Below are 20,471 nucleotides of genomic sequence, written 5' to 3' on the forward strand. Positions count from 1 at the left end.
CCGCATGCTCAGGGAAGCCTGTGCCGCTCCCCGTACATCTCCCACACCAGCGGGGTCTCCAGCCCCAGGTTCCCCGCCTCCAGGAACCGGCGCTGGGCCGTGTCGACGCGGGAGGTGTCGCCGTCCGGGTACCGGGTGAGCATGGCCTCGCGGCGGACGTCGAGGAAGGCGTTCAGGTACTTCTCCTCGGAACCGCCCGCGGCGGGCGTCCCGGCCTGCTCCAGGGTGCGCTCGCGCAGGGCGTAGAAACCGTCCGCGTCCGTGTCGGGGCCGTGGAAGACCATCGCGTCGAAGTAGACGAACTGGCCCAGCGTGCCGAGGCCGTCCAGCTTGGCGAGCCGGACCGCCGGCTCGAAGTAGAGGCGGTCGCGCGCCTCCTCCTGCGCCTTCCGGAAGGCGGGCACCTCCGCCTCCGCCTCCCAGGCGGCCGGGAAACCGGGGTCCAGGCCCTCGTGGGAGTCCGAGCCGTCGACCGCGCGCAGGGCGGGCAGATAGGACGCCAGCCCGTTGTCCGGGTGGTCCTCGGTGTAGCTCTCGACCAGCATGAGCAGGTCGTGGGTGCCGGTGCAGAAGCCGATGATGCCCGCCGTGTAGCCGCAGCCGTCGCCCTCGTCCTCGACGGCGCCGTAGGTGGCGCGCCAGTCGGTGGTCGAGTGCTCGGCGCTCGCCACCAGCCGCTGGGCCAGCTCCTTCTTCGCGGGGGCGGCCAGCCCCGCCGGCAGGCCGGCGACGACCGCGTCGTCCTCGGCCCGTTCCTCCGCGTCCCGCTTCTCCTCGGCCCGCTCCTTGGCGTCCTCACGGGCCGACGCTCCGGCGGTGGCCGCGGACGGCGCCGCCGGAGCGTCGGCCGCGCTCGTCGGCAGGACGAAGTACACCCCCGTGGCGATCAGGGGAACGGCCGCGAGGAACAGCACACCGGCACGTCTCACAGGGGGACACCTCCACCCGTCAGTTCGGACACCTTGACCACCGCGGCCATCCCCAGCACCACCACCAGCGCCACGCACACTCCCACCTGCACCACCGTCCGCCGCCCGTCCCTGGGGGCATATGCGAACGCCACCGCCACCGCGCCGCCCGCCAGCAGCCCCCCGAGGTGCCCCTCCCAGGACGTGACGAACGCGGAGAGCACCAGCCACAGCAGCAGCCCCGCCATGAACCGGTTGACCTGGCTCATGTCGGCCCCGACGCGCCGGGCCATCACGTAGTACGCGGCCCCCACCCCGAAGATCGCGCCGGACGCACCGACCACGGAGTCCTCGGGCGCGACCAGCAGCACCAGCACCGAACCGCCCAGCGCCGACAGCAGGTACAGCGCGAGGTAGTGCACCCGGCCCAGCATCGGCTCGACCAGCCGGCCCAGGTTCCACAGCGCCAGCATGTTCATCACGACGTGGGCGATCCCGAACGTGCCCTCGGTGGGCGGCAGATGCAGGAACGCACCGGTCAGCAGCCGGTACCACTCCCCGCCCACCAGCCCCTCCGGAGCGAAGCCCGCGGGATACGGGTCCATCCACAGGTAGTGCCCGCCGTCCGGCCCGGCCAGCCCCGCGCCCACCATCGCGAACCGGTCCACGATCTCCGGCCGTACCAGCTCCGCCAGGTACACCAGCACATTGAGGACGATCAGTACGTACGTCACGACGGGCACCGCCGAGACCCGGCCGCCCACCAGGGTGCGGGCCTGCCGCATCGACCGCGCGCCCTCCTTCACGCACTCGGGGCACTGGTGGCCCACGGCCGCCTCGCGCATGCAGTCCGGGCAGATGTACCGCTCGCAGCGGACGCAGCGGACGTAGCACTCCACCTCGGGATGGCGGTAGCAGGTGGTGACGGCGGACTCGGAATCCACGGGCCGGCTCCTCGGGAGGGACGGGACGGACGTGAGCCGGTGGGGACGGCGGCGAACAAAGTATCGAACACCTGTGGACGGAGGGAGAGGCGGGGTGAACGTGCCGTACGCTCGGGGCCAGTTCCACGACCGAGGGGGAGCCACATGGCCGCGATCAGCCTGCGCAAGATCGAGGAGACGGCGCCCGCGCTGGTCAGCCTCTACAAGACCGCCGGGGCATCCCTCGCCGAGCACGGACTGGACGGACTGCGCGCCGCGGTCTACCTCGTGGTCGACTACTCCGGCTCGATGAAGCCCTACTACAAGGACGGCAGCGTACAGGCGCTCGCCGACCGGGTGCTGAGCCTGTCGGCTCACCTCGACGACGACGGCACCGTGCCGGTCGTCTTCTTCTCCACCGACGTCGACGCCGTCACCGACATCGCCCTCGCCGACCACCGGGGCCGGATCGAACGGATCGTCTCCGGCCTCGGCCACATGGGCAGGACCAGCTACCACCTGGCGATGGACGCGGTCATCGACCACTACCTGGACAGCGGCTCCACGGCCCCCGCCCTGGTGGTCTTCCAGACCGACGGCGGCCCCGTCAACAAACTCGCCGCCGAGAAATACCTCTGCAAGGCCGCCCGCCTGCCCCTGTTCTGGCAGTTCATCGGTTTCGGCGACCCGCACAGCAAACAATTCGACTACCTGCGCAAACTGGACGACCTTGCGGTCCCGGCCAGGCGGGCCGTCGACAACGCGGGCTTCTTCCACGCGGGCGAGAACCCGGGCGAGGTCCCGGACGCGGACCTCTACGACCACCTGGTGGGCGAGTTCCCCCAGTGGCTGGCGGCAGCACGAGCACAGGGAATCGTGGGGTAGACGCACCCCTCCAGGGCCACGGAGCCGTATCGCGCGTCCGCGGCCCCGCCGCGCGGGCACGACAAACCACGACGCACCCGCACCCGCGCACCCGGCGACGCTAGGTGTCACACTCCAGCACCGTCCGGCACAGCCCGCACCGCGCCCGCACGCGCCCCCGCACCGGCACCCGGATCCGCTGATGACACGTGGGACAGGGAAACGACACCCGCAGCGAACCGTGCTCGGCCGCGGTGAAGCTGTACGCAACCCCCGGCCGCCCCACGGACGCGCGGTGGACCTCCGCATGACGCCGCTCCCGCGCGTACCGCCGCCGCCCGGCCCAGCCCGCCCCCGTCAACGGCGGCTGCTCCGCGTCCCGGCGGGCCACCGCCAGACCCTTCGTGTACGCCGTGTACGCCTGCGCGCTGGTGAACCACACCGACGGATCCTCCCCGAACACCAGCGACCGCTTCGCCAGCACGTACCCGAACTCCTCCGGGGTGAGGTACCCCAGTTTCTGCGACGACGCCCCGTCCTGACGGAACGCGTCCAGCAGCAGCCACCCCGCACCCAGGTACGTCGCCGTCGTGTCCGTCAGGATCTCGTTCTCCCGCGTCCCCGGGAACGACAGGTCCAGCCGGTGCAGGTACACGTGCGCCACCTCGTGCGCCAGGGCCGCCCCGATGTCCCGCCGATGCGTCCGGAACCGGTCGTTCAGCTCGACGAAGTACTCCGGCCCGGACGCCAGCTCCACGTTCGCCGCATGCGTCATCTCACGGAACCCGACGATCAGCCGCGCGTCCGGCAGCCGGTAGTGCCGCACCAGCTCGCGCGCCACCCGCTGCGCCCCCAGATGAAGATCGTCCGTATCACAGAACGCCACGTCGACCGGCGCCACGCTCACCGAGAACGTACGGACCGTGTCGTACGACAGACGCCGGTACAGCGCGGTGACCGCCGCCCGCACCGTCTCCAGATGCGGGTAACCGTGCTCGACCGGCCCGCCGTTCGCCACGTCTCACCCCCGGACGCCCTGAACCCCGTTCCACTGTACGGGCCCGCCCCGGCCCATGCCCGCCCCGTAAGGTGACCCACCATGACCACCAGCAACACCACCACCGGTGACGCCGACCCCGCCGTCCGCGAGGAGCTCGCCCGGCTGCGCGACAGCATCGACAACATCGACGCGGCCGTCGTCCACATGCTCGCCGAGCGCTTCAAGGCGACCCAGCAGGTCGGCCGGCTCAAGGCCGCGCACCGGCTGCCGCCCGCCGACCCGGGCCGGGAGGCCCGCCAGATCGCCCGGCTGCGCGCCCTCGCCGAGAACGCCAAACTCGACCCGGCCTTCGCGGAGAAGTTCCTGAACTTCATCATCGCGGAGGTGATCCGCCACCACGAGCGCATCGCCGAGGACACCCTGAACGGCACCACGCCCCCCGCGAACCAGGCCACGGCGTCCTCCCCGGGGGAGTGACACGGCCGCCCGCGCGGAGCACGCCGCGCCGCGCGCTCCTCGGCGGCCGACGGGCACCCCGGGCAGCCGTCCGGTCCCCTGCGAGCAGGGACGCGCCGCACGCCGCCGAAGGCCCGCGCCCTCGCCCGCCGACGACCACGAGGACACCCCGTACGCCCCGGAGAGCACCCCGGCCCCACCGAGCCCCTGCCGGGCCGGGCCGCCGGCGACGGGGCCCCGAACAGCCGCCGCGCGGGAACGCCGGCCCGCGGCTCCTCGGCGCCCGGCCGTCCGGCACCGGCGGACCCGACGTCGTACGCCCCGCGCGGCGCCGGGAACGGACCCGGCTCGTCCCGTCGTCCCGCACACCGGCCCCGCCCGCGCCCCGCGGCCCGGCGCTGCCGCGTACGCCCCCGGCACGGCCGCCCTCGTCACCGGACCGGCCGGCCCGCGGGCACCACGCACCAGGACCCGTCACCGCCACGACACGCACCGGCACCCCCGGACATCCCGCCCCGCCCCACCCGCACGCGCACACGCCGCCCGGAGGGCCCGCCGGGGCGCACACCGGGGAGCTCGAACGAGACCGGACATAGGGCGCGTACCCGATCCGCCCCTGTGGTTCGGCGAACGCATCAGGCAGCATGGCCTGCATGTCCGTACTGACGCGCGACGAAGCGCAGAACCGAGCACAGCTCCTCGACGTCCACCGCTACACGATCGAACTCGATCTGACCACCGGTGACGAGACCTTCGACTCCCGCACCCTGATCAGGTTCAGCGCCCGTACGGACGCGGACACCTTCGTCGAGGTCAAGCCCGCCGAGCTGCGCTCCGTCACCCTCGACGGACAGCCCCTGGACACCGGGACCCTCGACGGCAACCGGCTGCCGCTGAAGAACCTCACCGCCGGCGAACACGAACTGCGCGTCGACGCGAGCATGCGCTACTCCCGCACCGGCGAGGGCATGCACCGCTTCACCGACCCCACCGACGGCGAGACCTACGTCTACACCCAGCTCTTCCTCGACGACGTGCAGCGCGTCTTCGCCGCCTTCGACCAGCCCGACCTCAAGGCCGTCTTCGAGCTGACCGTCACCGCCCCCGAGGGCTGGACCGTCCTCGCCAACGGCATCACCGAGCACACCGGCGAGGGCGTGTGGCGGGCCGCGCCCACCCCGCTGATCTCCACCTACCTCGTCGCCGTCGCCGCCGGACCCTGGCACTCCGTGCGCACCGAGCACCGCGGACTGCCCTTCGGCATCCACTGCCGCCGCTCGCTCGCCCCGTACCTCGACACGGACGCCGACGAACTCCTCGACATCACCCGCGCCTGCTTCGACCGCTACCACGAGAAGTTCGAGGAGCCCTACCCCTTCGACTCCTACGACCAGGCGTTCGTACCCGAGTTCAACGCGGGCGCCATGGAGAACCCCGGCCTGGTCACCTTCCGCGACGAGTTCGTCTACCGCTCCGCCGTCACCGACACCGAGCGCCAGACCCGCGCCATGGTCGTCGCCCACGAGATGGCCCACATGTGGTTCGGCGACCTCGTCACCCTCACGTGGTGGGACGACATCTGGCTCAACGAGTCCTTCGCCGAGTACATGGGCTACCAGACCCTCACCGAGGCGACCCGCTTCACCGACACCTGGACCGACTTCGGCGTCACCCGCAAGCCCTGGGGCTACGACGCCGACCAGCGGCCCTCCACCCACCCCGTGGCGCCCGAGAACGTCCAGGACACCGCCTCGGCCCTGCTCAACTTCGACGGCATCTCCTACGCCAAGGGCGCCTCCGCCCTGCGCCAGCTCGTCGCCTGGCTCGGCGAGAAGGACTTCCTCGCCGGCATCAACATCCACTTCCGGCGGCACCGCTTCGGCAACGCCGGCCTCGCCGACTTCATCGACTCCCTCGCCGCCGCCACCGAACGCGACGTCCACGCCTGGGCCGACGCCTGGCTGCGCACCACCGGCGTCGACACCCTCGTCCCCGAGCCGAGCAACGGCGACAACGTCTACTGGCACCTCGACATCACGCACCACGCGGACCCCGGGATCCGGCGGGCACCCGACCCCGACAAGGACCGCCCCGGGATGAAGCACGCCGGCACCATGGTCTCCGCCGGAGGCAAGCGCCCGCACCGCATCGCCATCGGCGTCTACGACCACGACCTCCACGACGCGGGCCGGCTCATCCTGCGCAACCGCTTCGAGGCGGACATCCCCGCCGACAGGAACGTCTCCTTCAGCCCCGGCGGCACCCGCCCCGCCCTCGTCGTCCTCAACGACGGCGACCTCACCTACGCCAAGATCCGCTTCGACGCCGAGTCCCTGGAGACCCTGCGCACCCGGCTCTCCGGGCTGCCCGACCCCCTCACCCGCGCGGTGGTGTGGAACGCCCTGCGGGACGCCGTCCGCGACGGCGACCTGCCCGCCGCGGACTTCCTGGACATCGCCCGCGCCCACCTCCCGCACGAGACCGACCTCGCCCTCGTCCAGGGCGTCCTCGCCTTCGCCTCCACCCACATCGCCGACCGCTACCTCACCCCCGACCGGCGGCCGGCCGCACTGGCCACCCTCACCGAGCTGTGCCGCGACCTCATCCGGCGCACCGAGGACGGCGACCACCCCGGTCTGCGGCTGATCGCCGTGCGGCACCGCATCGACACCGCCGCCCACCCCGACACCATCGCCGCCTGGCTCGCCGACGGCACCGTCCCCGGCGGCCCCGAACTCGACCCCGAACTGCGCTGGCGGGTCCTCGCCCGGCTCGCCGCGCTCGGCGCCGTCGACGAGGCCGCCATCGCCGAGGAGTCGCGGCGCGACCCCAGCGCCACCGGCCAGGAGGGCGCCGCCCGCTGCCTCGCCGCCCTGCCCGACGAGGACGCCAAGGCCCGCGCCTGGGACGCCATGTTCGGCTCCGACGACCGGACCGACCTGTCGAACTACCTGTTCACCGCCACCGCCCAGGGCTTCTGGCAGCCCGAACAGGCCGACCTGGTACGGCCCTACGTGTCCCGCTACTTCAAGGACGCCGTCGCCGTCGCCGCCCGCCGCGGCCCCGCCATCGCCGAGGCCGCCGGCCGCTGGGCCTTCCCCGCCCACGCCGTCGACGCCGAGACCCTGGGGCTCGGCCAGAAGTGCCTGCGCAAGGCCGACCCGATCCCCGCCCTGCGCCGCAAGCTCGTCGACCAGCTCGACGACCTGGCCCGCGCCCTGCGCGTGCGGGAGGCGTAACCGGGCACGCGGGGCCCCCGCCCGTTGGGCACGGACGGGGCGGGGCCCGCGTCTGCTCCGCGGCCGGTACCGGCCGGGTGGAGGATGGGCACGGACGGGGCCCGCCCCGCCCGGAGCCCGTCCCGCCCGGCCGCCGGGCCCCGACGCGCGCCGGTCACCGCGCTCACCGTCGGGCGAGGACCGCGGTCAGGCCGTGTTCGAAGCGCTCGTCGAAGGCCTCCGGGGCGAGATGGCCGAGCACGCGGTGGAGGGTGGGATGGGCCGTCTCCGAGACCGCGTCCGCCAGGGCGGCGCCCGGCACCAGGTGCCCGGCCGCCTGTTCCTCCTGGGCGAGACCGAGGGCGAAGTAGACGGCCGTCCACGAGGTCCAGGCGGCCTCGCGCTCGTCCCGGCCGCCCTCCAGGAGCGCGCCGACCAGGGCGTCGGCGAAACGCAGGGTGTGCGGTTCGGCGGCATGGGTGCCGACGACGAGCGCGGCGCCGTCGCGGTGGGCCAGCAGGGCGCGGCGGTAGCGGCGCAGCAGTTCGCGGGCGCGCTCGTCCGGCGCGGCCGGCAGCCCGTCCAGCGGGATCTCGCCGAGCACGGCGTCCGCCATCAGCTCCAGCAGCCGGGCCTTGGTCTTCACGTGCCACAGCACGGTGTTCATCCGCACGCCGAGCCGGTCGGCGACCGCACGCGTGGACAGCGCGTCGAGGCCCTTCTCGTCCATGAGATCCAGCGCGGCACGGGTCACGGTGCCCGGATCAAGCCGGCCACCCGCTTGCCTATTGGTCATTGACCTAGTTTACTGCGTCATTCAAGAGTTGGTCACTGACCAAGGAGGGTGGGTTCATGGAACAACAGCAAGTGATCATCGCCGGAGGAGGCCCCGTCGGACTCTGGCTCGCCGCCGAACTACGACTCGGCGGCATCTCCGTGACCGTCGTCGAGGAACGCACCCGGATCGACGGACGCTCCAAGGCACTCACCATCCACCCGCGCACCATCGAGGTACTGGCCTCACGCGGAGCACACCGGCCGTTCCTCACCGAAGGCCTGCCCATCCCCAGCGGCCACTTCGCGATGCTCGACGACCGGCTCGACTTCCAGGCACTGGACACCCCCTTCCCCTACACCCTCGCCCTGCCCCAGGCCCGTACCGAGGAACTGCTCCAGGAGCGCGCCCTGACCCTGGGCGCGCGCATCGCACGAGGCCACCGCCTCACCGGATTCACCGAGCACCCGGACGCGGTGACCGTACGAGTGACGGGCCCCGAGGGACCGTACGAGATCCGGGCCTCGTACCTCGTCGGCTGCGACGGCACCCGCAGCACCGTGCGCACCACCGCCGGCATCGACTTCCCCGGCACGCCGTCCACCGTCCTCGGCTGGCTCGGCGACGTCACCCTGGACCGCCCGCCACGACCCGGCTTCAGCGCCTTCACACTCCGCGGCGGAGTGATGGTCGCACCACTGCCCGGCAACCGGTTCCGCGTCGTCGGCGTCAGCCCCGACAGCCTCACCACCCAGCGCCCCGACGACCTCACCCTGGACGAACTGCGGCAGAAGACCCTCGCCGTCACCGGGGACGACTTCGGCATGCGCGACCCCTCGTGGCTCTCCCGCTTCGGCAACGCCACCCGCCTGGCCGCCACATACCGGCGCGGACGCGTCCTGCTCGCCGGCGACGCCGCCCACCAGCACTTCCCCGCCGGAGGAGTCGGCATGAACGTCGGCATCCAGGACGCGCACAACCTCGGCTGGAAACTGGCCGCGACACTCAACGGCCGGGCCCCGGACGGCCTCCTGGACACCTACCACAGCGAACGCCACCCGGTCGGAGCACAACTGACGGAACACAGCCGCGCCCAGACCGCCCTCATGACCACCTTCACCCCCGAAGGCCTCGACCTGCGAGCCGTACTGAGCCGACTGATCGCCACACTCCCCGAACTCAACCGCACACTGGCCGAGCGACTCACCGCCCTCACGGTCACCTCCCCCCACCCCGACCCGACGGCCCACCCGCTCACCGGCACCCGCGCCCCCGACCTCGCCTTCACCGGCACGGACGACACCCTGTTCACCCTGCTGCCCCCGGACACCCCCCTCCTGCTCGACCTCACGGCCGACCACACCCTCGACGACCGCACCCCGCGAGGACTCACCGTCCGCACCGGCACACTGGAAGAACCCCCGGACACCTGGACCGGGGTACGCGCCGCCCTGATCCGCCCCGACGGACACATCGCCTGGGCCGGCACCGACCGGGACGACACCACACTGTCCGCGGCCGCGGACAGGGCCATCGCCACCGTGCACCGAGCCACACCCCGTCAGCGGACGACGGACAGCCCCGCACCGGGCGGCCGGTAGACACGACGGCCACAGAAGACGCGCCCACTCCCGCCCGACGCCCGGCCTACCCGCCGCACACCGACCGGACCTCCGCCAGCAACACCACATAGTGCTCGCCGTACGTACCCACCGCATGCCACACCGCGTCCAGAGCCGCCTCGAGCGGATCGGACCCGGCGGCGGCGAGCACGGCGGGAAGCGCGAAGTGCGGCTGCGAGATCCGCGAGGGCTCACACGGGCGGCCGGAGACCGGGCCCACCACGACGACACCGTGCCCCGTCTCCACCGCCGCGCTCCCGCCGGCGGGCACCGCCGGCACGGACGCGCCCGGAACCCGGCCGGGACCCGGCCGCCTCGCCCTGCCGGCCCCCGCCTTCGCCGCCGGGACCCGCTCCCACCCGGCCTCCTCCGACGACGTGGGCGGCCGGTACGGCGGCCGCTCAGGAGGTATCGCCTCGAGCACCGACCGGTCCGGCACACGCGGATCGGAACGCAAGGCCTCCCACATCCGGGCCACGTCGTCGAACGGCGGCGGCAACGGACGTCCCCACGCCAACGCGGTGAGCGCCTCGGCGACCCACGGCACACCGTCCAGGCCCGCCGTCTCACAGGCCCGCCGGGCGGCCAGCAACGCCACCGCACGCTGCACCCCGGGCCCCGCGGCGTCGAGGGCGTGCACCAGGTCGCTGTCGAAGCGGAGCAGGCCACGCACATTGCCGCCGACACGCCGCAGACTCTCACTCGGCAGCCGCCCGCCCCACTCCCACCGCTCGCGGTGCGACCGCCTCTCCTCCGCGGCCCGCTCCTCCGCCCGCCGCGCCAGCCGTTCGGCCTCGGCGCGCTCCTCGGGAGTGGGCGCCGGCGGGAGCCCGCGCGCATAACCGTGCCGGTGCGCGGCACACACCGAGGTCTCGCGGATCACCCGGTCCGGACAGGGCGGCGCGGGCCAGAACTGCAGGAGGTAACTGTCCACCCGCGGCTCCCCGTCCACCCGGGTGTCGAGCTCCCGTCCCGCGTCCATCCCCCGGGCGCAGTACCGCACCCGGTAATCGGCCCGGGCGAGCCCCAGGTCCCACACGGCCTCACCCGCCCACTGCACCAAACGGGTCCGCCCCGACACGGGACGGAAGGACACCTCCACCACGTCCTCCCAGACCGGATCCAGGGGAGGAGCCCCGTCGTGGACCTCCACGGTGAAGCCGACACCGCCCGTGTGCAGCCCCGTGACCAGCCAGAGCACACCCGGAACCGCAGCCCCGCACAACCCCCCGCGCTGACCGGTGAACGCCTCCGAAAGACCCGGAATCACACCATCCGGATCGCTCTCCACATAGACCTGGCTGTAATGAACATGCACCTCACCCGACACCGGCCTGCGCACAACACCCTCCCCCTCCGACACCCACGGCCCGAAACCCGCCACCGGACGGACCGTCACCTCCCCGCATCATGCCGCGCCCCACTGACAACAAGCCGGTGACCACAACCACCGAACCCACCCCGCACCCCTGGCAAACCGCCCCCGGCAGAAGAGAAGACAGGGAACACCCCGCACACACCCCACCAATACGGACTTACCCCCTTTCGGGTCTGATTCCCCACCCTTCCGGGCGCGTCGCCCTCCCACACCCACAAGCTGGAACCCCGCCACCCACCCCCGGCGACCACGCAGGCCCCCTCACCCCCGCCCACCGGGCCCACGCGGAAGGACCCCGATGACCCCCACACCCCACGACCTCGTCGGCATCGGCATCGGCCCCTTCAACCTCTCCCTCGCCGCCCTCGCCCACCCCCTCACCACACTGCACACCGCCTTCTACGACCAACACCCCCACTTCACCTGGCACCCCGGCCTCCTCCTCGACGACGCCACCATCCAAGTCCCCTTCCTCGCCGACCTCGTCACCCTCGCCGACCCCACCAGCCCCTGGACCTTCCTCAACCACCTCAAAGACCGCGAACGCCTCTACCCCTTCTACTTCACCGAGCACTTCCACATCCGCCGCACCGAATACGACACCTACTGCCGCTGGGTCGCCGACCACCTCCCCACACTCCACTTCGGCCACCGCGCCGACACCGTCCACTGGAACCCCCGACACGCCCTGTTCCAGATCGACCTCACCCGCCTCGACCCGAACGGACAGCCCACCACAGCAGACCGCGTCCACACCCGCCACCTCGTCCTCGGCATCGGCACCGAACCCCAGGTGCCCGAACCGCTACGACCCCTCACCGACGACCCCGACCTCCCCGTCGTCCACTCCGACGACTACCTCACCCACCGCGACACCCTCCTCGCCGCCGGCCACATCACCGTCGTCGGCACCGGACAATCCGGCGCCGAGGTCTTCCTCGACCTACTCCGCCACCGGCCCCCCGGACGAGAACGCCTCCACTGGATCGGCCGCACCGGCGCCTTCGCCCCCATGGAGTACTCCAAACTCGGCCTCGAACACTTCACCCCCGACCACACCCGCTACTTCCACGCCCTGCCCGAACCCGCCCGCGACCGCCTCGTCCCCACCCAATGGCAACTCCACAAAGCCATCGACGCCGACACCATCGCCGCCATCCACGACGAGCTCTACCGACGCACCCTCCACGGCGACTGGCCCGACACCGTCCTCACCCCCGCCGTCCACGTCCGCACCGCCGGCCGCCTCGGACCCGACCGCATCGAACTCCACCTCGAACACACCGTTCAGCACACCCGCACCCGCCTCACCACCGACGCCGTCGTCCTCGCCACCGGCCACCGCCCACGCCCCCTCGACCACCTCCTCGCCCCCCTCGACCCCCACCTGCGCCGCGACCACGCCGGCCGACCCCGCGTCGACGCACACTTCCGCCTCGACCTGGCCCCCACCGTCACCGGCAACATCTACGTCCAGAACGCCGAACTCCACACCCACGGCGTCGGCACCCCCGACCTCGGACTCGCCGCCTGGCGCAGCGCCACCATCCTCAACCACCTCACCGGCCGCCAGACCTACCCCCAGCCCACCCGCACCGCCTTCACCACCTTCGGCCTCCACCCCCACACACCACAGATCCCGCCCGCCCGGCGAACCACACGGCTCACCCCACTGGCGGACGGGACCTGACGATCACCCGTACGGAGGAACGAAGATCAGAACACCGGCGTACCGTCCCGCGTCAGCCTCCAGTCCACGGACGCGAAGTCCCTCGGGTCCAGCACACCCTTCGCCGTCACCCACTCCGCGATCCGCGTCCGGATCTCCGTCGACTCCGACCACAGCTCCTTCGCCGACGCCACATGCGGGAACGCGCCACCACCGTTCGCCCGATAGTTGTTCACCGCGAACACGAACCACGCCGCGTCGTCCAGCGGGGCGCCGCCGAACGTGACATTCCTGATCCGCGAACCCGCCGGCTGCGCGATGTCGATGTCATAGGAGAGCCCCGACACGTAGTCGTAGTTGTAGTCCGGGCGGCCGCCCGCGTTCGTCAGCTTCTCCACATCCACCACCGCACCGGCAGCCGTCCGCACGAAATACTCCGCCGAGTACTCCAGGTACGCCCGCACCTGCGCACCCGTCATCAACTTCGCCACCAGCGTGTTGTCGTACACGTACAGGCTCGACAGGTCCCGGATCGTCACCTCGCCCGCCGGAATCTCCGAAGTCCGCGAGAACGGCGACGCCTGCGACAACACCGGCAGCGACGCGTACTCGGTACCCGCCAGAGCCGCCCGCACCACGTCCTCCTGCACCTTGCCGATCAGGTCGATGATCGGCGCGTCCTTGTACCGCGCCTCCACCGTCGTCAGCGTCTCCGTCGCCGACCCCACCACCTGATTGACGTACTCCACGACCCGCGCGTGCTCGTCACGCAGCAACCGGGTGATCCTCGGATCGTCCTCCACCGCCGCCGCGTCCCGCAACGACGCCCTCACCGACTCCACCCGCCACCGGCCCCGCTCGAAAGCCAGCTCGAAATCGAACAGCGTCAACCGCTCCGCATAGCACAACGGCTCCGACAGCACGACCTCCCTGCCGGTCTCCTCGTTGACCACCCGCAGCTCCGCGATCTCCTGATGCGCGTGCCCCACCAGGATCGCGTCGATCCCCGGCACCTGCCGCGCCACGTTCGCCGCCGCGTTCTCCACATACGGCAACTGGTCACCGTACGACGACGTGCCCGAGGAACCCGAGTGCGCCGACACCACCACCACGTCCGCACCCATCGACCGCAGCCTCGGCACCCACTTCGCCGCCTGCTCCTCCAGACCCGGGAACGTCAGCTTCCCCTGCACGTACGCCTTGTCCCAGATCGCGATACCGGGATTGGTCAGCCCGAGAACCGCCACCTTCACCGGGGGAGCGCCCTTCACGCGGAACTTCTTGATGAAGTACGGCGGGAAAGCCGGCTTCAGCGTCTTCGCGTCCAGCGCGTTGGCACCCAGCAGCGGGAAGTCGCACTGCTCCTCGAACTTCCGCAGCGTCTCGATGCCGTAGTTGAACTCGTGATTGCCGAGCGCCACCGCGTCGTACCCGATCGCGTTCATCGCCTGCGCCATCGGATGCACCGGACCGCCCTCGGCGGTGATCGGATCCACCTTCGCGAAGTAGTACGTCAACGGGGTGCCCTGGATGGTGTCACCCGCGTCCAGCAGCAGCGTGTTGCGCCGGCCCTTCTCCTCACGCACCTGGTCCACCAGCGTCGACACCCGCGCCAGCCCCTGCGCGTTACCGGCCGCGTCCGTGTACTCGGCGTCCTTGAAGTAGTCCCAGTTGAAGACGTGGCCGTGCAGGTCGGTCGTGCCCATCACGGTCAGCGCGTACCGCTTCACCGGCTTCCTCCCCCGCCCTGCCTCAGTGGCCCCGGCCGCCTCGGCCGCGGGAACCGCCGCCGTACCCGCCAGCGCCACCCCCGCCCCCGTCACGGCGGACCTCTTCAAGAACTTCCGACGGTTCAACGGCATAGCAGGCTCTCCTCGGACAACAACGGAACAACGCGCGTAGATTCGCCCGATGATTCTGACCTGAACACGCCCACGCACAACAGACCCCCCAGGTTGCGATCCGGTGTCCCACACCCTCCCCCCACCCGTACGACCGATGACACAGTGAGACACATGACCACCCCCCACCCCCACGGCACGCCCGACGCACCCCACCTCACCGTCCGCGGCGAAGCCCACCTCGAAACCACCCCCGACCTCGCCCGCATCACCATCACACTCACCGCACGCGGCCGCGACCGACGCACCACCCTCGACGACCTCACCCGCCGCAACACGGAAGCCCTCGACCTGCTCAAGTCCTACGGCGACACCGTCGAACACCTCGAAACCGGCACCCTCACCATCACCCCCGAACTCAGCCCCCACGGCCGCGGCGAACGCATCCGCACCCACCACGGCACCGCCCACCTCACCGCCGACCTGAACGACTTCACCACCCTCGGCGCACTCATCACCTGCCTGGCCGACCTCGACCTCACCCGCATCGACGGCCCCTGGTGGACCCTCCGCCCGGAATCCCCCACCCACCGCGAAGCACGACGACTCGCGGTACACGACGCCGTCCGCCGCGCCCACGAATACGCCGAAGCACTCGGCACCACCCTCGCCGCCCTCATCGAACTCACCGACACCTCGGCAGGACCCGAACCCTTCCCCCGAGCCCGCTCCATGGCATTCACCACGACCACCGACAACACCCCGCCCCCACCCCTCGACCTCGAACCCCAGCGACAGCACATCCACGCCGAAGTCAACGCCCGCTTCACCCTCCACCCACCCCGCCTGTAGAACCGGCATCCGAGAACAAAGAGCGCACACGCTCATCAGAGCGACCCGGCGCACAAACCAACACTTCTTGTCAACAACCCTTCATCCACTGGCCGTTGAGTCGTCACACGCCACCAAGTCGCTACCGGCCGGTAAGCCCTAGGCTCAAAACATGCGCCGAGCGAAAATCGTCTGCACCCTGGGCCCCGCCACCGACAGCTACGACCAGATCAAAGCCCTGGTCGACGCCGGAATGGACGTCGCCCGCCTCAACCTCAGCCACGGCGAACACGCCGAACACGAGGAGCGCTACCGACGAGTCCGCAAAGCAGCCGACGAGACCGGCCGCAGCGTCGGCCTCCTCGCCGACCTCCAAGGCCCGAAAATCCGCCTCGGCCGCTTCACCGAAGGCCCCGTACTCCTCGAACGCGGAGACACCTTCACCATCACCGTCGAAGAAGGCACCGAAGGCGACCGCGACACCTGCGGCACCACCTACGCCGGCCTCGCCACCGACGTCACCACCGGCGAACGCATCCTCGTCGACGACGGCAAAGTCACCCTCGAAGTCACCGCCGTCGACGGCCCCCGCGTCCACACCACCGTCCTCGAAGGCGGCATGGTCTCCGACCACAAAGGCCTCAACCTCCCCGGCGTCGCCCTCTCCGTCCCCGCCCTCTCCAAAAAGGACGAAGACGACCTCCGCTGGGCACTGCGCACCGGCTTCGACGTCATCGCCCTCTCCTTCGTCCGCAGCGGACGCGACATCAAGGACGTCCACCGCATCATGGACGAGGAAGGCCGCCGCCTCCCCGTCATCGCCAAGATCGAAAAACCCCAGGCCGTCGAGAACATCGACGACATCGTCGCCGCCTTCGACGGCATCATGGTCGCCCGCGGCGACCTCGGCGTCGAAATGCCCCTCGAACAGGTACCCATCGTCCAGAAGCGCGCCATCAAACTCGCCAAGCGCAACGCCAAACCGGTCATCGTCGCCACCCAGATGCTCGACTCCATGATCGACAACGCCCGCCCCACCCGCGCGGAAGCCTCCGACGTCGCCAACGCCGTCATCGACGGCACCGACGCCGTCATGCTCTCCGGCGAAACCAGCGTCGGCAAACACGCCATCGAGACCGCACGCACCATGGCCCGCATCGTCGAAGCCGCCGAAGAGGACATCCTCGCCAAGGGCCTCCCACCCCTCACCGAACGCAACAAACCCCGCACCCAGGGCGGCGCCGTCGCCCGCGCGGCCGCGGAAATGGGCGACTTCCTCGGCGCCAAGTTCCTCGTCGCCTTCACCCAGTCAGGCGACACCGCCCGCCGCCTCTCCCGCTACCGCAGCCCCATCCCCCTCCTCGCCTTCACCCCCGACCCCGCCACCCGCTCCCAGCTCAGCCTCACCTGGGGCGTCGAAACCTTCCTCGGCCCCCACGTCGACACCACGGACGCCATGGTCGCCCAGGTCGACGAACTGCTCCTGAAATACGCCCGCTGCGCGAAGGGCGACACGGTCGTCATCACGGCCGGCTCCCCGCCGGGCGTCTCCGGCTCGACGAACATGGTCCGCGTTCACCACATCGGCGAGGACGACAGCCCCAAGTAGCAGGGCCGGGCCCCGGGGCGGTCAGTACTTGGGGCCCACGTGGAGATCCATGAGGGCTACGGAGGCCTTGCGGGCGATGGAGATGTTGAAGGGGTCGCTGCCGCGGGCCAGCGTCGTCCACTCGACGCCGACACGATCGAGGGCGTCCGTGAAGAGGCGGATGATGTCGGCCGAGGTGTTGGTGAAGAAGTACCGGGGGTATTCGTAGCGCTTGCGCTCCCCGGCGACCATGCGGGTCGTCCAGTTGGTGATCCGGCAGCCGTCCGAGTGGATCAGCCCGCGGATGAACCCCCAGGGGTGCTCGTCGACGATGACCTGCTGCCAGGGCTCGAGGGCGATCTTGCGGGTGTGCTTCATGCCGGGGCCGTGCTGGGGGAAGAGACAAGGCCAGTGCTTGCTGCTGCTGGTGACTGTCGCGCACCCCTGCCTCCGCGCGCGACAGACGCTGTTGTCCGGACGAGCGGCACGCAGTGCCGCCTCGCACTCGTCGATGATGCCGGGCCAGGCGTTGTCCAGGGTGATGCGCATGACGTACACGCCTCTGCGATGGGTACTGATGCAGCCGTCGCCGAGGTAGAGGCCGAGGAGATAGGCGTAGGCGGCAGGGTCCTCCGGTGAGCTGGGGACGTCCTGGCAGCGAGGACAGGACATGCCCGCGGGCTTGAGTGGCTCGATGCGGGTCTGCCAGGAGCGGATGGCGTATCTGGATACGCCGGTCTCCTTGCTGACGGAGTTCAGACTGCGGCCCTGTGCTACCAGCGTCAGTGCTCGCTTACGCGTGCCCATGTCGTACATGCGGCCACTCTGGGGCGCCGGGCGGGATTGCGCTCAGCAAAAAGCGGATGTTCACGAGAACGTGGACATCCGCTTTTCGTGTCGACCTTGCAATCGAAGGAAAAGTGCCCCGGGTGGGATTCGAACCCACACTGAATACCTTTTGAGGGTATCGTCTCTACCGATTGGACTACCGGAGCTCCTGCGAATCGAAGATCTACCCCGACCCGCTGCCTGTCCACCTTACCGCAGCTAGGTACGCTCTTGTCAGCAGTACCGGCCTGCCCCGCACCAAGGAGCCCACGTGAGCGCCCCCGAGTCGCCCCAGCCCGCAGACGTGCCCGACGACGACAAGTCGCACGTGCCTCCGATGACGACCCGTGTCGTGATCGCCGAGGACGAGGCCCTGATCCGGCTCGACCTCAAAGAGATGCTGGAGGAGGAGGGCTACTCCGTCGTCGGTGAGGCCGGTGACGGTGAGCAGGCCGTGGAGCTGGCGCGTGAGCACCGGCCCGATCTGGTGATCCTCGATGTGAAGATGCCGAAGCTGGACGGCATCTCGGCGGCGGAGAAGATCGCCGAGGAGAGCATCGCCCCGGTGCTGATGCTGACCGCGTTCTCGCAGCGTGACCTGGTGGAGCGGGCGCGGGACGCGGGTGCGATGGCGTACCTGGTGAAGCCGTTCAGCAAGAGCGACGTGGTGCCGGCGATCGAGATGGCGGTGTCGCGGTTCACGGAGCTGAAGGAGCTGGAGCGTGAGGTCGCGGACCTGAGTCTGCGGCTGGAGACGCGGAAGCTGGTGGACCGGGCGAAGTCGGTGCTGCAGACGCAGTACGGGCTGACGGAGCCGGCGGCGTTCCGGTGGATCCAGAAGACGTCGATGGACCGGCGGATGTCGATGCAGCAGGTGGCGCAGGCGGTCATCGACGACGCGGAGGAGAAGAAGGCGTCGAAGGGCTGAGTGCCCGTATGTGACTGGAGGCCCGCGCCCCCCCGCTGAGCGGGGGGGCGCGGGCCTCGTCGTGTGGTTCAGTCCTCGCCGAGGTAGGCCTTGCGGACGGATTCGTCGTGGAGGAGGTCCTGTCCGGTGCCGGAGAGGACGATCTTGCCGACTTCCATGACGTGGGCGTGGTCCGCGAGGGAGAGTGCGGCTTGGGCGTTCTGCTCGATGAGCAGGATGGTGGTGCCCTGGGACTTGAGTTCGGCGATGGTCGCCATGATCTTCTGCATCATGATCGGTGAGAGGCCCATGGAGGGTTCGTCGAGCATGAGCAGTTTGGGCTGGGACATGAGTGCCCTGCCCATGGCGAGCATCTGCTGTTCGCCGCCGGAGAGGGTGCCCGCGGCCTGCTTGCTGCGTTCTCCGAGGATGGGGAAGAGGTCGTAGGCGCGTTTGATGTCCTTCTCGATGCCTTCCTTGTCGTTGCGGAGGTAGGCGCCGAGGCGGAGGTTGTCCTCGATGGTCATGCGGGGGAAGATGTGGCGGCCTTCGGGGGAGTGGGCGAGCCCGAGGGACACGATCTTGTGTGCCGGGATCTTCTTCAGCGACTGGCCGTCGAACTTGATCTGGCCGGAGACCGGCTGGAGCAGTCCGGAGAGGGTGCGGAGGGTGGTGGTCTTGCCGGCGCCGTTGGTGCCGATGAGGGTGACGACTTCGCCCGCGTCGACCTTGAAGGAGATGCCTTTGACGGCCTCGATCTTGCCGTAGGCGACCCTGAGGTCCTCGACCTCCAGCAGTGCGGTCACTTGTCGTCCCCTTCTGTGGTGCTGTGCGCCTCGGCGGCTTCGACCTCGGCGGCTTCCTCCTGGCCGGGGGCGCCTTCGAAGGGGGTGCCGAGGTAGGCGGCGATGACGCGTTCGTCGGCCTGGACGACTTCGGCGGGTCCTTCGACGATTTTTTCGCCTTGGACGAGGACGGCGACCCGGTCGCAGAGGTTCATGATGAACCGGATGTCGTGCTCGATGACGAGGATGGCGATGCCCTTGTCGCGGATGGCGAAGATGAGTTCTTCGGCGGCGCGGGTCTCCTGCGGGTTCATGCCCGCGGTGGGTTCGTCGAGGAGGAGCAGGCCGGGTTCGCTGGCGAGGGCGCGGGCGATCTCGAGCTTGCGCTGTTCGCCGTAGGGCAGGTTGCGGGCGAGGTGGTCGGCTTTGGCGGCGAGGCCGGTGAACTCGAGGAGTTCCATGGCTCGTTCGCGGGAGGCTTCTTCGGCCTTCTTGAAGCTGGGCAGTCGCAGGAGGGCGGACCAGAGGCCTTCCCTGGTGCGGGTGTGCCGGCCGACGAGCACGTTTTCCAGGACGGTCATGTTGGCGAAGAGCCGGATGTTCTGGAAGGTGCGTGCGATGCCGGCCTGGGTGACCAGGTGCGGCTTGGGCGGCAGGACGGTGCCCTTGTAGGAGACCTTGCCTTCGGTGGGGACGTACAGGCCGGTGAGGCAGTTGAAGAAGGTGGTCTTGCCGGCGCCGTTGGGTCCGATGAGGCCGACGATCTCGCCGGTGTTGACGGTGAGGTCGACGGAGCGTACGGCGGTGAGGCCGCCGAAGCGCATGGTGACGTCGGTGGCGTCGAGGACGGTCGTGGTGGTGGGTGTGGTGGTGGTCAT

At 70.5% G+C, this 20,471-nt stretch carries 17 protein-coding genes and 1 tRNA gene; 8 read left to right on the plus strand and 10 right to left on the minus strand.

Going from position 1 to position 20,471, the window contains the following annotated elements; all coding sequences use genetic code 11:
* Window positions 1–8: 8 nt before the first annotated feature.
* Entirely contained in the window at window positions 9–929 is a 921-nt protein-coding gene (locus tag ACH5AO_RS16270; RefSeq protein WP_398924995.1) for a chitosanase, read from the minus strand.
* Window positions 926–1,852, minus strand: coding sequence for a rhomboid family intramembrane serine protease (locus ACH5AO_RS16275; protein ID WP_398924997.1), 927 nt, complete (start codon window positions 1,850–1,852; stop codon window positions 926–928). The genes ACH5AO_RS16270 and ACH5AO_RS16275 overlap by 4 nt, the downstream gene beginning before the upstream one ends.
* Window positions 1,853–1,996: 144 nt before the next feature.
* Here ACH5AO_RS16275 and ACH5AO_RS16280 point away from each other — a divergent pair, with 144 nt between their 5' ends.
* Window positions 1,997–2,716 (plus strand): vWA domain-containing protein, encoded by a 720-nt coding sequence (locus ACH5AO_RS16280; RefSeq protein WP_398924999.1) that lies wholly within the window; start codon window positions 1,997–1,999, stop codon window positions 2,714–2,716.
* A gap of 100 nt (window positions 2,717–2,816) precedes the next feature.
* On the opposite strand, the gene ACH5AO_RS16285 is transcribed toward ACH5AO_RS16280, so the two are convergent.
* A complete protein-coding gene (locus tag ACH5AO_RS16285; RefSeq protein WP_398925001.1) occupies window positions 2,817–3,713 on the minus strand; it encodes a hypothetical protein in 897 nt (298 codons plus the stop codon).
* An 81-nt stretch (window positions 3,714–3,794) separates the two neighbouring features.
* Between ACH5AO_RS16285 and ACH5AO_RS16290 the strand changes: the two genes are divergently transcribed.
* Window positions 3,795–4,172, plus strand: a complete 378-nt coding sequence (locus tag ACH5AO_RS16290; protein ID WP_398925004.1) for a chorismate mutase — start codon at window positions 3,795–3,797, stop codon at window positions 4,170–4,172.
* Between the two features lie 623 nt (window positions 4,173–4,795).
* Window positions 4,796–7,390: an aminopeptidase N gene (gene pepN, locus ACH5AO_RS16295; RefSeq protein ID WP_398925006.1), complete on the plus strand. Its 2,595-nt coding sequence runs from the start codon at window positions 4,796–4,798 to the stop codon at window positions 7,388–7,390.
* A gap of 163 nt (window positions 7,391–7,553) precedes the next feature.
* On the opposite strand, the gene ACH5AO_RS16300 is transcribed toward pepN, so the two are convergent.
* Window positions 7,554–8,165 (minus strand): TetR/AcrR family transcriptional regulator C-terminal domain-containing protein, encoded by a 612-nt coding sequence (locus ACH5AO_RS16300; protein WP_398925008.1) that lies wholly within the window; start codon window positions 8,163–8,165, stop codon window positions 7,554–7,556.
* A 56-nt stretch (window positions 8,166–8,221) separates the two neighbouring features.
* Here ACH5AO_RS16300 and ACH5AO_RS16305 point away from each other — a divergent pair, with 56 nt between their 5' ends.
* On the plus strand, window positions 8,222–9,745 hold the full coding sequence (locus ACH5AO_RS16305; RefSeq protein ID WP_398925010.1) for an FAD-dependent monooxygenase: 1,524 nt from the start codon (window positions 8,222–8,224) through the stop codon (window positions 9,743–9,745).
* A 46-nt stretch (window positions 9,746–9,791) separates the two neighbouring features.
* On the opposite strand, the gene ACH5AO_RS16310 is transcribed toward ACH5AO_RS16305, so the two are convergent.
* Window positions 9,792–11,108, minus strand: coding sequence for a hypothetical protein (locus ACH5AO_RS16310; protein ID WP_398925012.1), 1,317 nt, complete (start codon window positions 11,106–11,108; stop codon window positions 9,792–9,794).
* Window positions 11,109–11,442: 334 nt separating this feature from the next.
* Here ACH5AO_RS16310 and ACH5AO_RS16315 point away from each other — a divergent pair, with 334 nt between their 5' ends.
* Entirely contained in the window at window positions 11,443–12,834 is a 1,392-nt protein-coding gene (locus tag ACH5AO_RS16315; protein WP_398925014.1) for a lysine N(6)-hydroxylase/L-ornithine N(5)-oxygenase family protein, read from the plus strand.
* A gap of 26 nt (window positions 12,835–12,860) precedes the next feature.
* Here the strand turns inward: ACH5AO_RS16315 and ACH5AO_RS16320 are convergent, their stop codons facing one another.
* On the minus strand, window positions 12,861–14,675 hold the full coding sequence (locus ACH5AO_RS16320) for a bifunctional metallophosphatase/5'-nucleotidase (protein WP_398925016.1): 1,815 nt from the start codon (window positions 14,673–14,675) through the stop codon (window positions 12,861–12,863).
* 153 nt (window positions 14,676–14,828) lie between these two features.
* Between ACH5AO_RS16320 and ACH5AO_RS16325 the strand changes: the two genes are divergently transcribed.
* Complete coding sequence (locus ACH5AO_RS16325) at window positions 14,829–15,506, plus strand: SIMPL domain-containing protein (protein ID WP_398925018.1); 678 nt, start codon at window positions 14,829–14,831, stop codon at window positions 15,504–15,506.
* A gap of 151 nt (window positions 15,507–15,657) precedes the next feature.
* Entirely contained in the window at window positions 15,658–17,094 is a 1,437-nt protein-coding gene (pyk, locus tag ACH5AO_RS16330; RefSeq protein ID WP_398925020.1) for a pyruvate kinase, read from the plus strand.
* A 21-nt stretch (window positions 17,095–17,115) separates the two neighbouring features.
* On the opposite strand, the gene ACH5AO_RS16335 is transcribed toward pyk, so the two are convergent.
* Together ACH5AO_RS16335 and ACH5AO_RS16340 are read right to left on the minus strand one after the other, a co-directional pair.
* A complete protein-coding gene (locus ACH5AO_RS16335; protein WP_398925022.1) occupies window positions 17,116–17,889 on the minus strand; it encodes a transcriptional regulator in 774 nt (257 codons plus the stop codon).
* Between the two features lie 105 nt (window positions 17,890–17,994).
* Window positions 17,995–18,068: transfer RNA gene (locus ACH5AO_RS16340), tRNA-Leu, on the minus strand.
* A gap of 104 nt (window positions 18,069–18,172) precedes the next feature.
* Between ACH5AO_RS16340 and ACH5AO_RS16345 the strand changes: the two genes are divergently transcribed.
* A complete protein-coding gene (locus ACH5AO_RS16345; protein WP_030858815.1) occupies window positions 18,173–18,829 on the plus strand; it encodes an ANTAR domain-containing response regulator in 657 nt (218 codons plus the stop codon).
* Window positions 18,830–18,897: 68 nt separating this feature from the next.
* Here the strand turns inward: ACH5AO_RS16345 and ACH5AO_RS16350 are convergent, their stop codons facing one another.
* Window positions 18,898–19,614: an ABC transporter ATP-binding protein gene (locus ACH5AO_RS16350; protein ID WP_398925024.1), complete on the minus strand. Its 717-nt coding sequence runs from the start codon at window positions 19,612–19,614 to the stop codon at window positions 18,898–18,900.
* A complete protein-coding gene (locus ACH5AO_RS16355; RefSeq protein ID WP_398925026.1) occupies window positions 19,611–20,471 on the minus strand; it encodes an ABC transporter ATP-binding protein in 861 nt (286 codons plus the stop codon). Before ACH5AO_RS16355 ends, ACH5AO_RS16350 begins: the two co-directional genes overlap by 4 nt.

The organism is Streptomyces sp. NPDC018964 (assembly GCF_044390325.1).
In the GTDB taxonomy this organism is placed as follows: domain Bacteria; phylum Actinomycetota; class Actinomycetes; order Streptomycetales; family Streptomycetaceae; genus Streptomyces.